The 15,648-nt window shown below is 63.7% G+C and carries 10 protein-coding genes; 2 read left to right on the forward strand and 8 right to left on the reverse strand.

What is annotated here, in order from left to right; translation table 11 throughout:
* Window positions 1-8: 8 nt before the first annotated feature.
* The 8 genes from DN824_RS02585 to pilG all read right to left on the reverse strand — a co-directional run bounded on the left by DN824_RS02585 (window position 9) and on the right by pilG (window position 13,389).
* Window positions 9-485 carry a chemotaxis protein CheW gene (locus DN824_RS02585; protein ID WP_138406840.1) on the reverse strand — a complete coding sequence of 159 codons (477 nt, stop codon included), beginning with the start codon at window positions 483-485 and terminating at the stop codon, window positions 9-11.
* On the reverse strand, window positions 482-1,537 hold the full coding sequence (locus DN824_RS02590) for a chemotaxis protein CheB (protein ID WP_138406841.1): 1,056 nt from the start codon (window positions 1,535-1,537) through the stop codon (window positions 482-484). The genes DN824_RS02585 and DN824_RS02590 overlap by 4 nt, the downstream gene beginning before the upstream one ends.
* Window positions 1,530-8,942: an Hpt domain-containing protein gene (locus DN824_RS02595; RefSeq protein WP_138406940.1), complete on the reverse strand. Its 7,413-nt coding sequence runs from the start codon at window positions 8,940-8,942 to the stop codon at window positions 1,530-1,532. The genes DN824_RS02590 and DN824_RS02595 overlap by 8 nt, the downstream gene beginning before the upstream one ends.
* A gap of 11 nt (window positions 8,943-8,953) precedes the next feature.
* Window positions 8,954-9,817 (reverse strand): CheR family methyltransferase, encoded by an 864-nt coding sequence (locus tag DN824_RS02600; RefSeq protein WP_138406939.1) that lies wholly within the window; start codon window positions 9,815-9,817, stop codon window positions 8,954-8,956.
* Window positions 9,818-9,876: 59 nt separating this feature from the next.
* Window positions 9,877-11,925: a methyl-accepting chemotaxis protein gene (locus DN824_RS02605; protein ID WP_138406842.1), complete on the reverse strand. Its 2,049-nt coding sequence runs from the start codon at window positions 11,923-11,925 to the stop codon at window positions 9,877-9,879.
* A gap of 71 nt (window positions 11,926-11,996) precedes the next feature.
* The gene (locus tag DN824_RS02610; RefSeq protein ID WP_138406843.1) at window positions 11,997-12,533 is read right to left on the reverse strand and encodes a chemotaxis protein CheW; all 537 of its coding nucleotides are present in this window, start codon (window positions 12,531-12,533) and stop codon (window positions 11,997-11,999) included.
* 45 nt (window positions 12,534-12,578) lie between these two features.
* Entirely contained in the window at window positions 12,579-12,941 is a 363-nt protein-coding gene (gene pilH, locus DN824_RS02615) for a twitching motility response regulator PilH (protein WP_138406844.1), read from the reverse strand.
* 40 nt (window positions 12,942-12,981) lie between these two features.
* Complete coding sequence (pilG, locus tag DN824_RS02620; protein WP_138406845.1) at window positions 12,982-13,389, reverse strand: twitching motility response regulator PilG; 408 nt, start codon at window positions 13,387-13,389, stop codon at window positions 12,982-12,984.
* A 235-nt stretch (window positions 13,390-13,624) separates the two neighbouring features.
* Between pilG and gshB the strand changes: the two genes are divergently transcribed.
* Both gshB and DN824_RS02630 read left to right on the forward strand, forming a co-directional pair.
* Complete coding sequence (gene gshB, locus DN824_RS02625) at window positions 13,625-14,581, forward strand: glutathione synthase (protein ID WP_138406846.1); 957 nt, start codon at window positions 13,625-13,627, stop codon at window positions 14,579-14,581.
* Window positions 14,582-14,725: 144 nt separating this feature from the next.
* Window positions 14,726-15,622 (forward strand): energy transducer TonB, encoded by an 897-nt coding sequence (locus DN824_RS02630; RefSeq protein ID WP_138406847.1) that lies wholly within the window; start codon window positions 14,726-14,728, stop codon window positions 15,620-15,622.
* Window positions 15,623-15,648 lie beyond the last annotated feature (26 nt).

The following is a 15,648-nucleotide window of genomic DNA, read 5'->3' on the forward strand; positions in this document are numbered from 1 at the left end:
ACGAGGGATTACTCGATCAACCCGGCATCGGCGAGCTTTTGCTCGAGGCCGACCAGATCGGGGATACGGGCGATCACATCGCCCAGGTTCACCGCATCGAGTTCGAGCGGCGCAAGCTCGGTCTCGGCGCGCGCCAGGCTGGCGTCCACCTTGACCGAACGGGGAATGCCCTGCACCAGCAAGGCGATGAACTTGACCCGCTCCCGGCCGCCCAGGGCGTTGAGGATCGCCACCCGCGCCCCCTGTCCCACTTTCGGCTCGCCTCCGGAGGCGGCCTCGAACGACAGCAGCGGCAGGCTCAGGTCGCGCCAGGCGACCTGCCCCAGCAGCCAGGCCGGCATGCCCTGGGAAACCTGCGGTGCGCGATAGGGAATCAGTTCGGCCACCGCCACGTTGGGCAGCAGCAGGGTGCGATCGGTCAGAGGCACCAGCAGGCCGGTAAGGCTGCCCTGGCCTTCCTGGGCGGCAACGACGGATTGGCTCATGGGATGTCCTGGGGTGTAGTGGAAAGAGAGTCTGCGGCCTGCTCGGCCAGATGATCGACCAGTGCCTGGGCCAGTTCGCGCGGGTCGCCGCTGAGTACGCTGTAACCGCCATCGCGCAAGCTGTCGGGCATGCTCGAACACACGCATGAATCCGCACGCTGGGTCCAGATCCTGCCGCCCTGACGACGGACGTAGGCCGCCGCGGCACTGCCGTCGCTGCCCATGCCGCTGAAGGCGATGACGCCACAGCGGCTGGCGAAATGCTGGGCCAGGTTGAGCATCATCTGATCGATGGACGGGCTGTAGGGCTCGGGCCAACCACGGTTGGCGACCTGCATGAGGCCTCCGGCGGCAAAGCCGAGCTCATGCTGGATCGGCGCGATCACCACCTCGCCGCAGCGAATCGGCTCGCCGTGGCGCGCCTGACCGACCGGCCACTGGCTGTGACGCCCGACCGCCTGCGGCAGGCTGGTTTCGAAACTGGCCTCGATGTGCTGCGCATAGACGAAGCCCACCGGAAGACCGCCCGGCAGTGCGTCGAGAAACGCCTTGACCGCCTCCGGCCCGCCCATGGAAGCGGCGAGCAACCAGACCTGCCTGGCAGGCTCGCCCGGAGAGAGTGACGTTTTCTCGGCCAGCATCCGCGGCAGTTCGAGCCGCCCCGGGTGCTGCGCCTCGCCGAGCAGGGCCTGCAGACGGGGCCCGACCGCGGTCGAGGGGTCGCCGATCAACCGCTTGAGCTTGCCGAACAGGCGCCGCTCCCAACGCGGGTAGTTCTCCGAGAGACGCTCCGGCGCGTGCCCTTCGCCGAACAGGACCGGTGCGCTGGACCACTCAAGCAGCGCGTCCACCAGCGGGCAATCCTCCGATTGCGCCAGATCGACGAGCCACAGGTCAGTGCCAACCCCCTCGAGATCCGCTACTTCCAGACGGGCCGGGTCGGTATTGAGCACCACCCGGTAGCCGCTTGCACTCAGAGCCTGCTGCAGCACATGGCGCTGCAGCGAAGTGTCCGCCAGCACGGCGATCCGTGCCGAACCCGTCTCATTCATGAACCTGGACCAGGCGCTGTATGGTTTCGAGCAGCAGGGACTCTTGGTAAGGCTTGCCGAGGTATTCGTTGACCCCGATGGACATCGCCCGATCGCGGTGCTTCTCGCCGGTACGCGAGGTGATCATGATGATCGGCAGGTCCTGCAGCCGCTCATCGTGACGCACCAGGCTGGCAACCTCGAAGCCGTCCATGCGCGGCATCTCGATGTCCAGCAGCATGATGTCGGGCTTGCGTTCCTGCAGTTGGGTGATGGCGTCGACCCCGTCCTTGGCGGTCATCACGTTCATCCCGTTCCGCTCGAGCAGACGGCTGGTGACCTTGCGCACGGTGACCGAGTCGTCCACCACCATGACCAGCGTCGGACGGTCGGCCTCGACATCCGCGGCCACCGCCGGCGCCTGGCTGAGCTGACGCGGCTGCAGGCTGAGCAGCTGGACGTGCAGCGCACGGATGGTCGCCAGCAGATCGAGAATCACCACCACGCGACCATCCCCGAGGATGGTTGCCCCGGAAATCCCATGGACGCCGGAGAACTGCGGACCGAGGCTCTTCACCACGATTTCGCGCGAACCGGCGAGGCTGTCTACCTGGACCGCAACCGCATGCTCGCTGGAACGGACCAGGATCACCGGCAGCGGCAGGCTCTGGCCCACCAGTTTCGGATGCTGCCCGTTGTTGAGCAGATCGCCCAGGTAACGCAGCTCGTAGGCCTGACCGGCGTACTCGAAGCGTGGCGCGTTGGGCTGGTAATAGGCCTCCAGCTCGTAGGGCGAAACCCGCACGATACCTTCGATGGTGTTCAACGGGATCGCATACAGATCCTCGCCCGAGTAGACCATCAGCGCGCGGTTGACCGAGACGGTGAACGGCAAGCGGATCAGGAAGCACGTGCCCTCGCCGAGCGTGGACTCGATGCTCATCGAGCCGCCGAGCTGCTTGACCTCCGAGTGCACCACGTCCATGCCGACGCCGCGGCCGGAAATCTGGGTAACCCGTTCGGCCGTGGAGAAGCCGGCCTCGAGGATGAACTGCAGCACCTCGTGATCGGTGAGCGAGGCATCGGCTTTCATCATGCCGCGCTCGATCGCCTTGCGACGCACCGCCTGCAGGTTGATGCCGCCGCCGTCGTCGGACAGCGAAAGAACGATGTCGCCGCCTTCCCGGCCGAGCTCCAGGCGAATGGTGCCCTGCGCCGACTTGCCGGCCGCAAGGCGCTTGTCCTGGGGTTCGATCCCGTGGTCGACCGCGTTGCGCAGCATGTGCTCGAGCGGCGCGACGATCCGTTCGAGAACGGTACGGTCCATTTCGCCTTCGGCGTTGCCGACGACGAACTCGACCTGCTTGCCCAGTTCACCGGCCACCTGGCGGACGATACGACGCAGCCGCGGAACGAGGCGATCGAAGGGCACCATGCGGGTGCGCATGAGGCCTTCCTGCAGCTCGGTGTTGACCCGCGCCTGCTGCAACAGCAGGGTTTCGGCGTCGCGGTTTCGCGCCGCCAGGGTTTCCTTCAGATCCAGCAAGTCGGACGCCGACTCGAACAGGGCCCGCGAGAGCTGCTGCAACTGGGAATGGCGGTCCATTTCCAGCGGGTCGAAGTCCTCGTAGCCGACACGTTCGGCCTCGGCCTGGTAGCGGCTGAGAATCTGCGCCTGGGTTTCGGTGTCCAGGCGGCGCAGCTGGTCGCGCACCCGCTCGATGGTCGCTTCCATTTCACCCAGGGTGAAGCCGACGTCGCTCACCTGCTGCTCGACGCGCCCCCGGAAGATCGAAGTTTCACCAGCCAGGTTGACCAGCCCTTCGAGCAGTTCGGCAGGGACCTTCACGAGTTCCTGCGGGGCACGACGCGCTGCCGCATCCAGGGCCGCCTCCTGCGCCTTGCGTACGAACGGCAGCACCTTGGCCGGCGCAACGACCGCCTTCTGCGCCTGCGGGCTCACCGCGACGATGGGCTTGTCCAGCGCGACCGGTGCCGGCTGGGGAGCCGCGACGGGCTCAGGCTGAGCGCTGGCTTCCAGCGCGTCGTTGCCCAGACGCTCACGCAGCAGTTCGACTTCCTTGAGCAGCCCCTCGTAACCGGTCTGCACATCCAGGAACAGGTTTTCAGGCCAGGGCGCCCCCGCCTGCTGCGCCTCGCTCAGGTGCTGTTCGAGGCCGTGGGCCATGTCGCCCAGGCGCTTCTGCCCGGCCAGCCGGGCACCACCTTTGAGGGTGTGCAGCACGCGCATCATCTCGCCCAGCGCCGCAGCATCGTCGCGAGCCGCGTCCCAATGGGCCATGGCCGCTTCCATGTCCTCGAGCAGGTCGCCGGCTTCCTCGACGAAAATGTCGAGAATTTCCGCCTCGGCGTCGGCGTCCACCTCTTCTTCCGCGGCTTTGAGCTCCACCGTGTTGGGGACGCTGAGCTGCTCGCTGGGATTGGCGCGGAAACGACGGATGCGCTCGATCAGGGCGACGCCATCGGGCAAGGCGCGGCGCGCACGCACGCCATCGAGCATCGCCGACAGCCGGTCGTGGCACGCCTGGAGCAGGCCGAAGAGATCGGCGCTGGCGCGCAGACGTCCCTGGCACAGACCTTCGTACAGGAACTCCAGCTCATGGGCCAGATCACCGATCTCGCGGATCTCGGCCATGCGCGCACCCCCTTTGAGGGTGTGCAGATCGCGTTGCAGGGCTTCGATTTCGAGGCTGTTGTTGACGTCATCCATCCAGCGCTGCAACGAGGCGTTGGCGCTGTCCATGATGTCGAAACCTTCCTCGAGGAAGATTTCCACCAGTTCCGGATCACGGTCGTCCCAGTTCGTCGTCGACGCGGCTTCCTCGAGCGGCTCGACCAGCGGCTCGCTTGGCTGCTCAATCTCGGCCGGCTCGCTCACAGGCACTTCTTCGGGCAGCGCCAGCTCCTCGTCAACGACGAGCGATGGCATGTCGTCCAGGGACGGCCACGACAGGGTTTCATCGAGCGCCGGAACGTCCGTCTCCGGCTCGGCCGGTACGTCCACGGGCTGCAGCTCGACCTCGAAAGGCTCGCCGTCGGACTCGGGCTGTTCGATCAGCGGCGCCGGAACGTCCTCGATTTCTGCCACGTCGGCAACGGGCGGCCAAAGTGCCTCGTCGGTGTCGATGGCGTCGAACCCGGCAGGACCTTCTGCTTCGGATTCAGGTTGGGCAGGCTCGGCGGTTTCGTATCCGACTTCCTTCAGAGACGAAACCGCCGACTCAAAAGTTGGAGTGATGCCCTGGCGGTAAGCGTCGATCGCGTCGATCAGGCGAACCGGATTGCTCATCGGACGCCCGGCCTGGAGCTGTTCGAGCTGCGTCGCGAGCATGTCGTGACTCTGTTGCAGCAGCGAGGCGAGCTCCGGCGAGTAGGTGTAACGACGATCCACCAGGCCTTCGTAAAGGAACTCCAGCTCGTGGGCCAGATCGCCGACCGGGCTGATCTCCGCCATCCGCGCACCACCCTTGAGGGTGTGCAGATCCCGCTGCAGCGCCGAGAGCGCAAGCTGGCTGGACGGATCGGCGAGCCAGCGCTCGAACGCCTGGCTGGCACTGTCGAGCAGATCCACGGCTTCGTCCAGGAAGATCTCGACCATTTCCTCGTCGAGATCCTCGCACACCACAACGCTCGGCTCCTGCAAGCGCGAGGGCTGCACGGGTGGCGTTTCGGCGGGCTCGGAGGCCGGCCAGGCTTCGGCTTCGGCTTCGGCTTCGGCTTCGGCTTCGGCTTCGGCTTCGGCTTCGGCTTCGGCTTCGGCTTCGAAAGTTGGCGGCAGCTCGAGCGCCAGGTCAACCGGCTCCAGAGCCTCCGGCACCGACGATTTCGGCTCACCCAGCAGCAGGGACGCAGGGTCCAACGCCTCGCCCAGCAGGGCTTCGAGCTTGGCGACCAACTCGGGATGCGCGCTGACCTGCAGGCCGGCGGCCACCTGATCCATCATTGCCACGAGCGCTTCGTGGCCCTCTTCGACGTCCTCGAAGAACCGCTCGCTGACCGCCAGGCGACCTTCCTGAGCGACGGCGTAAAGGCTCAGCAGTGCCTGGCACAGGGAATCGATCTGCGGCAGCTCGGCCATCTGGGCGCCCAGCCCAAGCGTGGTCAGTTCTTCCAGCAGTGCGGTCAGCTCCTGGCGTTCGGCCGGATGCTCACGCCAGCTGCGCAGCAGGTCCTCGGCATCGAGCAGGATGTTCATACCTTCCGACAGGAACAGCGAGATCATCCGCGGGTCACGCGTGTCCCCCTGCTCGCTGTCATGCCGTGCGTTGCTCTCGGCCAAGCGCTCCTGATGCAGCGCCTGTACCCGCGCAAGGAACTCCGGCGCGCCTTCGATGGGCGCCAGCGGATCGCTCTCGAGCTTCTCCAGCCCGGCACGGAACAGTTGTTCGGCGCTGTGCATGAGCTCGGCTTCGGCCAGATTCATCTGGATCAAGTTGGTCTTGAACTCCTTGACCAGCTTTTCCAGAGGCGTGGCGATTTCGGCGATCGGCAGGATGCCGGCCATGTGCGCGCTGCCCTTGAGCGTATGCAGCGCACGCTGCAGGGAATCGGTTACCGGTTGCGGCAGTTGCTGAGCGCAGTCGGCGAGAAACCCAACCAGGGTATCGAGATGGGTCTCGGCTTCGTTGCGGAAGATTTCCAGCAGTTGCGGATCGAGCTCTTCGGCACCCGCAGAGGTGGACGCAGGGGCAGCGACCCGCGCGTCACCGACGGGTGCGGTATCGAGCGGTGCAGCGTCGGCTGCCACCGGCGCCCTGGCGGCCGCGCTCTGCGTGGAAATCGACTCGCCCTTGGCCAGCGCATGCGCGTTGGCCGCGAGGCGATCGACATCGTCGCGCTGACGCTGCGCCTTGGCGGCAAACTCCTGAACCAGCTCTGGCATCAGGTCGACCACCCGGCCGATCAGGGTCTTCACCGAGTCGCTGGCTTCGATGCTGCGATCCAGGACGCGGTTGAGCAGGTTCTCGACGGCCCAACCCAGCTCGCCGATGATCAATGCCCGGACCATACGCCCGCTACCCTTGAGGGTATGGAAGGCGCGCCGTACTTCCGTCAGCGCTTCCTTGTCGTCGGTATTGGCCACCCAGCGCGGCAGGTATTCGGCGATGGTCTCAATAACCTCGCCAACTTCCTCGACGAACACTTCGAGCAGCTCTTCGTCGACCGGTTCCTCGTCCACCGAAGGCGGCAACAGGCTAGGCGGCACGTCCTGGGCAGGCGGATTGATCGCCTGTACGGGCGCGGCCATCACATCGGCCATCGAGATCGCAGGCTCGGCCGGTGCAACCTCGGGCGCAGGACGGGCTTCAGGCAGGGAAACTTCGGGCAGATCCAGTTCGGCCATCTCGGCCGCGCTGATGGATGCCGGAAGCGGCGATTGCTCGGCGAACGCAGGTTCGAGTTCGACCTCCTCCACCGGAGCGGCGAACACTTCCTCAGCCTCGGGCTCGTCGAGCATCAGCGGCGCGAACTCGATTTCCTCGGTCGCTTCGACCGGCAGATCCACGTCGAACGCAGGTGCTTCGAGCGCCGGCTCGACGGTATCGAGCGGCAAGTCGGCCAGGATTTCGGGTTCAGCCTCGAACACCGGCGCAGGAGCGACAGGCAGCTCAGGCTCCACAGGCTCGGCAGGCAGCACTTCCATCTCGTCGAGCGGGTCGGCCAACGCGCCATCGCCAGCGACGACCGGGTCTTCACGGTCGAGGATCGACGGCTTCTCGGTCAACGGATAGCCCAGCGCTTCCAAGCTCTCTTCGGCAACGTCGAGAATCGCGTCACCCTGGGTCGCGTGGTCTTCGCTCAGGCGTTCGAGGTAATACTCGACGCCGGTGATCGCGTCGGCGAGGGTATCGAGGCTCTGCCAGTCGGGTATCGCCTTGCAGGCCAGCAACTGCTCCTGGATGTAACGGTTGCAGGCTTCGAGCAGCGCAGCGGCGCGAGGCAGCGGGATCATCGACAGGCCGCCACGGGCTTGCGTCAGCAGCTCGGGCACCCGCGCCAGATGATCGTGGTTCCACTGGGAAGCGATGAACTCGATGATCGCGTCCTTGGCCTGCTCCAGGCCATTGCGCGCTTCCTTGATGACCAACTGATGGATCTGCGCCACGTCAGTAGTGGGCAGATGGTTTTCTTCGCTGCGTCCGCCCTCGGTTTGGCTGCCGACCATACCGGCCAGAGTCGCCTCGACGTACAGCAGAGCGCCTGCGACATCCATCAGGATCGCGTCGTTGGGGTCGCGCTGGCCGCTGGCCAACGCCTGGATGACGGTGTGCTGGTCGAGAATGATCTTGCGCGGCTGACCGAAACCCAGCACGGCGAGGGTGTCGGAAATCTGCTTGAGCGGAACCAGCAGACCGCCAAGTTCGCCGAGAGCCTTGCGATCGCTGCGCACGAACAGGTCGAGGCTGTCCTTGACCCGCACCAGCTCCTCGCAGAGTGCCGCAACCACCGAGCGCATGGCACCGCGGTCCGGACCGGCCAGCTGGGCGCGCTCCTGGTTGACCACTTCGGTATCCGGCAGCGCCTCATCGAGCCTGTAGCGCTCCTTGAGCGCCTGGATGCGCGGCGAGTCGGTTTCCGCCTTGGCCACGTAGAACAGCAGGTTCTTGGTCAGCTCTTCGGATGCCGGCTGGTTGATGCCGTCGGCGCCCTGCTCGACCAGTCGCTTGAGTTCCTTGTCTACCTGGCGCAGCAGAGTACGCACCGAGGTGCCGTTGCTGACGCTGCCGCTGGCCAGGCCTTCGACCATGCCGGAGGCGATCTGCCAGAGCGCGCCGAGCGGAGCATCCTTGCACAGGGTTTCCAGGCGCGCGAAGACGCGAGCCATGTAATTGAGATTCGCCGGCAGGTCCTGATTACGGATGACGCCGACCAGGGCCATCTGCAGCATCTGCCGCAGCTTGCGCAGGAGCGCAGGAAGCTCGGCAGTACGCAGAGGCGCCAGGGATTCGGCTGGCAGCGCAGGGACCTTGCCACTGAGGTCAGGCGAGAACAGGCTGGTTTCCGAAAGCAGCTTCTCGCCCCGCGCGGCGCGCAGGTCGTTGAGCAGCGGCAGAACGACCATGGGCAGGTCGCGGCGGGCGCTCTGGATCCGGTCCAGGTAGACCGGCATCTGCAGAACGGCCTGCATCATCACTTCCAGCGCTTCGCCCTGGTTGGTGACGCGTCCCTCCATCAGCGCACGGGCGAGCTGTTCCATTTCTTCGGCAAGCATCGCCGCGCCGTAGAACTCGACCATTTGCAGGGTACCGTGCACCTGGTGCACGTACGTCAGGCAGAAACGCATGCGCGTCGAGTCCTGCGGGTTCTCGACGAACGCTTCCAGCGCCTGGCGCGCCTGCCTCAGCGTCTCGGCAATTTCGCCTTTCACCCACTCCAGGGCGACATAATCGTGCCGATCACCCATAGCGACTCCGCTCATAAACTTTTCCGGGTAAAGGCCAGAACCTGGTCATTGGCCACCGGAACCAGCTCCGGATGCCGCCAATCGACTACCTCTCCGACACCCACCACCAGCAGCCCCCCCGGTGCCAGGCGCTCGGCCAGGCGGTTGAGGATTTCGCGGCGACGCCAGCGACGGAAGTAGATCAGCAAGTTCTGGCAGAAAATAACGTCCATGTCGGATATCGGCGCTGAAGCCAGATCCAACACGTTGAGCCTGGCGTAGCACACACGCGATGCCAGGCTCGGCAGTATTTGAAAACGTCCAGCAGCCAGCGGCTGGAAATACGCGTCTTGTAACGTCTCGCTCACCTGGCTCAGACGCGCAGCGGCGTATACCCCTTCGCGAGCCCTGGCCAAGGCACTCAGACTGATGTCCGTTCCGGTGACGCCGAAGCGCCCTTCGTGAGCGGAGCCTTTCAGCACCTCGACCGCGCAGATAGCCAGCGAAAAGGCCTCCTCGCCACTGGAGCATCCTACGCTCCACAAGGCCAGCGGCTGCGACAGCCCGCTCGTCAGCCGCGTGGAAAGGTACTCACTGAGCACATCGAAAGAGGGAGGGTGGCGAAAGAACCGGGTTTCCTGAACCGTCAGACGGTCCATCAGCGTGGCCCACTCCACCGCGCCACGCGGGCCTTCGGTGACCTGCCGATAGTAACTGGCGTAATCGGTCATACCGATTTCCCGCATCCGCGCCGTCAGGCTTGTCTGCAGAAACGCACGGCGCTGTTCGGAGAGGACCATTCCGGTACGCTCTTCGAGCAAGGCCTGCCAATTCTGGAATTCCGCCGACGACATCTCGGCCAAGGGCTTCAATGTCCAGGCACCGCCCGCCTGCATACGTTGCCCCTCACTCATGCTCTTCGGCGACAACGATCGCTGCCGCCGGGCTCGTCAAGTCAGGCCTTGTCCGGCGCATCCGGCAAGGTAAAGCCGGAGACGGAGCGACGCATCTCGCTCGCCATCTTCGCCAGGTTACCAATGCTCCGTGCGGTGGCAGTGGTACCGGACGACGTCTGCGAGGTGATCTCCTGAATGACGTTCATGGTGTTGGAAATATGGCCGGCCGAAGATGCCTGCTGGCGGGCGGCGTTGGAGATGTTCTGAATCAGGGCAGCGAGGGTCTTCGATACCTTCTCGATCTCTTCCAGTGCCACACCGGCGTCCTGCGCCAGACGGGCACCGCGAACCACTTCGGAGGTGGTCTGTTCCATCGAGATAACCGCTTCGTTGGTGTCGGTCTGAATCGTCTTTACCAGTGCCTCGATCTGCTTGGTCGCAGCAGAGGAACGTTCTGCAAGGCGCTGTACTTCGTCCGCTACCACCGCGAAGCCTCGGCCCGCGTCACCCGCCATCGACGCCTGGATGGCGGCGTTGAGTGCGAGGATGTTGGTCTGGTCGGCAATGTCGTTAATCAGGCTTACGATGTCACCGATCTCCTGGGACGACTCACCGAGGCGCTTGATTCGCTTGGAGGTGTCCTGGATCTGCTCACGGATGTTATCCATGCCGGTGATGGTGTTGTGCACCACCTCGTTGCCCTTGTTCGCGATCGCTACCGACCGCTCCGCTACCGCCGACGACTCGGAGGCGTTGGCCGATACCTGGTCAATGGAGACCGCCATTTCGTTGATTGCCGCGGAGGCTCCGGCGATTTCCTGGGCCTGGTGCTCGGACGCTTCGGCCAGGTGCATTGCCGTGGCCTGCGTTTCCTGGGCAGCGCCCGCCACCTGTACGGCGGTCTGGTTGATGGTCTCTACCAGGTCGCGCAGCTGGTCGATGGAGTAGTTGATGGAGTCCGCGATCGCACCGGTGAAGTCCTCGGTTACGGTCGCCGTTACCGTCAGGTCACCGTCCGCGAGGTCGGCGATTTCGTCGAGCAGACGCAGAATCGCGGCCTGGTTACGCTCGTTCTTTTCAGCGGTCTCGCTGAGGCGACGACGGGTTTCCTGAACCATGACCAGACCGATCAGGATGATCGAGGCCAGGGCCAGAGCGCCCAGCAGGTAACCGACCAGGGTATTGATATAACGTCCAGAGGCACGCTCTTCGAACTTGACGTTCAGGACGGAGGCCTTGGCCAGCAGGCTCTGGGACACGTCGAAGATGGTGTTAGCCGATTCGCGCACCTGGAACAGCTCGGGAGAGGTTTCGAGAATCTCGTCCACCGAGCCGGACACGAACTGGAACAGTTCGGAAATTTCGCGCAGACGCTCAAGCGCTTCTTCGTCGGCGACGCGGCTGATGCCCATCGCAGCGTTGCCTTCCAGCATCGCGGTCAATACGCGACCGAACAGACTGGCGTCACGGCCGAACATGTCCGCGGCCTGTACCGAAGCCTGGTCACCGGCCAGCACCTTGTTCACCGAACCCAGGATACGTTCGGCGAGAAGCGACTGACGCTGAGCAACGGAAACCTGCGAGGCCGGCGCGCCGGTCTCCAGCAGAATATCGACCACTTCTTCGTATTCGACCTGCAGCTGCGGAACGGTCTCCGCCAGTGTGGTGGCTACCTGGTGCAGCGAAAGTACGGTCTGCTCACTGGCCAGAATGGCGTCCGCGTTCTGGCGCAGGGTATCCCAGTCCAGTTGCACCGCGGCCACTTCGGCCTGAAGCGATTCCGGAGCTGGAGGCAGGCCGATGCTTGGATCACCTTGAACCAAATAGGCCCAGCGTTGTTCAAAGTCGTTACGCGCGTCTTTCAACGAGGCGAAGGCCTCGGGAGTACCGGTAGCGGCTTCCACGGCGTTGGTTGCGATGCGCTGGGACAGAACCCGAAGCTCGCCGGCGTGACTGATGTATTCGTTGTCGTAGTTTGCCTGGGTGTTGACGTAGGCGAAGTTCGCGAACAACAACACGATGGAAGCGATCAGGGCGATGAAGAGCCCTGCGACCAGCGTATTGCTACGCAGCCCAGCCAAAAGCGCACTTGCATTAAATTTAGTCATTACCTGGCCCCCGCCTGGACCACCCTACGTTTCCAGCAAAACCAAAAGGCCGACTACGCCGACCCACCTAATCAAAAAGCGACGTCCAGGAATTCCTGGTGCAGCGCCAACGCATGAGGACTGAACACCAGCCAAGGCTGTTCGCGCTGAAAGACACCATGGATGAAGGGTTGAATCGTGGCTTCCACCGGAGGCAACTGCTCCGAGAAAGTATCGACAGGGAAGTGCTGCATGCCGTAGACCTCGTCAACGGTCAAACCGGCAAAGACTTCCTGATGATCCACCACCAACACTCGCCGCTGCTTGCGCAGCGGCGACAATTCCAGGCCGAAGTAGCCGCACAGGTCCATCACCGGCAACAGCCTGCCACGAACGTTCGCTACACCCTTTACCCAGGCCTTTACGCCTGGCAGCAGTGCGTAGCGCGGCTCATGCAGGACTTCACCGATCTCCCCCATCGGCGCCACGAACAACCGCCCGCCCATGCGGAAACCGATCCCCCCCCAGGTTTGAACGGCTTCCTGCTGCGAAGGCAGGCCGGCCGCTAGCGCGCGGCAACGGTTGTCGATTTCCAGAAGACGCTGGAAAGGCGTTTGCTTGTCCGACATGTACGGCCCAGTTTCCCTTGTCCGAGTGTTAGCTGATCCCTGATATCAGCCCAGCACGGACTTGAGGGTTTGCAGCAGCGTCGCCTCGTCCACCGGCTTGGTCAGGTAATCCTTGGCACCTTGGCGCTTGCCCCAGACCTTATCGGTTTCCTGATCCTTCGTGGTCACGATGATCACTGGAATGTGACTGGTTTCAGAATCTTTCGTCAGTTGGCGTGTGGCCTGGAAGCCATTCAAGCCTGGCATGACGATGTCCATCAGAACCACGTCGGGTTTTTCCTGACGGGCGATTGCCACACCGTCAGCACCATTTTCCGCCTTGAGCACCTGATAGCCGTGCTTTTCCAGCATGGCGGTCAGCTTGTACATCTCGGTCGGGGAATCATCAACAATCAGAACGCGAGCCATTTTTTCTCCCTTGGAAGGCGTCAGCGGCTTAGGCTGTACTTCAGGATGCTTGCTCCACCGGGGCAAAATCAGGCACATGTGCCTTGATGGCGCCGAGCAACTCTTCTTTACTGAAAGGTTTGGTCAAATACTGGTCAGAACCCACGATGCGCCCCTTGGCCTTGTCGAACAGACCATCCTTGGAGGACAGCATGATGACAGGGGTGGATTTGAACGCACTGTTGTTCTTGATCAGGGCACAGGTCTGATAACCATCCAGCCTGGGCATCATGATATCGACAAAGATGATGCCCGGATGAGTGTCGGCGATCTTTGCGAGCGCGTCGAAGCCATCCACTGCCGTTATGACATCACAACCTACTTTTTTCAGCAGAGTTTCCGCGGTGCGACGAATCGTTTTCGAATCGTCGATCACCATGACCTTCAAGCCCTCGGAGTGCTGTTCCATTTCGCCCTACCATCGCCTCGGTGAGTCGTTGTTTATCGTTATGCCAGTGCGCTAGAGGCCCTGCCACCGATGGGCTGCACCCATTCGACGGACCTTTTTAGCACACTATACAAGCGCAAGCTATCGAGCCTGACAGCTCAAGGTTTATCCTTGACCCGACCCGTAGCCAACGCCAACCTGCGTAGCCATTCTAAGCCCGCGACAGACACTCTGCCGCACAGCCGGAGATTACTTCATGACCATTCGCGTCGGGATCATCATGGACCCTATCGCGCAGATCGCCTTCAAGAAGGACAGCTCACTGGCGATGCTCCTGGCTGCCCAGGAACGCGACTGGTCGCTGCTCTACATGGAGCAACGCGATCTTTATCAACTGGGCGGCGAAGCCCGGGCCAGAATGCGCCCGCTGAAGGTGTTCAACGACTCACAACGTTGGCATGAGCTAGGCGAAGAGGCAGACATGGGCCTTGCGGAGCTCGATGTCATCCTCATGCGCAAGGATCCCCCTTTCAACAGCGAGTATGTCTATGCGACCTACTTGCTGGAGCTGGCCGAGAAGGCCGGCACGCTGGTGATCAATCGGCCGCAAAGCCTGAGAGACTGCAACGAGAAATTCTTCGCCACCCAGTTTCCACAATGCACTCCGCCGACTCTGGTAAGCCGACGTGCAGACATTCTGCGCGACTTTGCAAGAGAGCAGCGTGACATCATTCTCAAACCCTTGGATGAAATGGGCGGCGCGTCGATCTTCCGCCATCGCGAAGGCGACCCGAACCTGTCGGTCATCCTCGAGACCCTGACGCTTCACGGGGCGCGCCAGATCATGGCGCAGCGCTACATCCCGGAAATCAAGGATGGCGACAAGCGCATCCTGATGGTCGACGGCGAGCCGATCCCTTACTGCCTGGCCCGCATTCCGGCCGTCGGGGAGACCCGCGGGAACCTGGCCGCCGGGGGCCGGGGCGTTGCCCAACCGCTGTCGGACCGCGACCGCGAGATCGCGGCCATCGTAGGCCCCGAGCTGCGCAAGCGCGGCCTGGTCTTCGTCGGCCTCGACGTCATCGGCAACTATCTCACCGAAATCAACGTCACCAGCCCGACCTGCATCCGCGAAATCGACAACGCGTTCGACACCCGCATCGGAAGCCTCCTGATGGATGCGATCGCCAGGAAGCTCGCCGCGCGCGACTAGGGTGCGCTCCATTCGCGCGTCGCCACCGACGCGCGACCTCGCCCGGACCATCCGGCGCACATGTGCGAAGCTGCCGCCTGGTTCATAGACTTTTGGTTTTCCCGTCGGCAGACTGCGCGGCATCCGAACCGACCCTGATACGCGATGAACGCAGCCATACGTCAACCTGCCCCCCAAGCCACCGGCATTCGCCCGGCGGATCGGCTCGGCTTTACGCTTTTCCTGGCGGGCGTGGTGCACGCCGCCCTGATTCTCGGCCTCGGTTTCGGCCTGAACGAACCGAACCAGATCAGCAAGACGCTCGAGATCACCCTGTCAACCTTCAAGAGCGAGGAAAAGCCCAAGGAAGCCGATTTCCTGGCGCAGGACAACCAGCAGGGCAGCGGCACCCTCGAGCACAAGGCCTCGCCGAAGACCACCGAGCAGGCCCCCTTCCAGGACAACGAGATCCGCAAGGTCACGCCTGCCGCCGCGCCACCCAAGACCACCCGCGCCGAGGCACCGAAGGCCGCGGTGACCACCCGCTCGCCCCAGCCGGAACGTGCCCCGGTCAAACAGGAACAGACCAAGCCTCAACCGGAGAGCCGGCCAGCCCCCGTGTTCGACAGCTCCCAGTTGAGCGCCGACATCGCGACCCTCGAAGCCGAGCTGGCCCGCGACCGCGAACAGTACGCCAAGCGCCCGCGTGTGAGCCGGCAGAACAGCGCGGCCACCATGCGCGACATCAGCGCCTGGTACCGCGATGAATGGCGCAAGAAGGTCGAGCGCATCGGCAATCTCAACTACCCGGACGAAGCCCGCCGCCAACATATATATGGCAGCCTGCGCATGCTGGTGACGATCAACCGTGACGGCACGGTGCATGAGCTGCAGGTTCTCGAATCCTCCGGACAGGCGGTCCTCGACGAGGCCGCCATGCGCATCGTGCGCCTGGCCGCGCCTTTCGCGCCGTTCACTGGTGAGCTCGCGCAGAGCTTCGACCAGGTCGAGATCATTCGCACCTGGCGCTTCGAGCGCGGCGATCGCCTGTCCAGCCAGTGATCGGACTCGGGCCTGCCCGAGGCAGG

This window comes from Stutzerimonas nosocomialis (assembly GCF_005876855.1).
Taxonomy (GTDB): domain Bacteria; phylum Pseudomonadota; class Gammaproteobacteria; order Pseudomonadales; family Pseudomonadaceae; genus Stutzerimonas; species Stutzerimonas nosocomialis.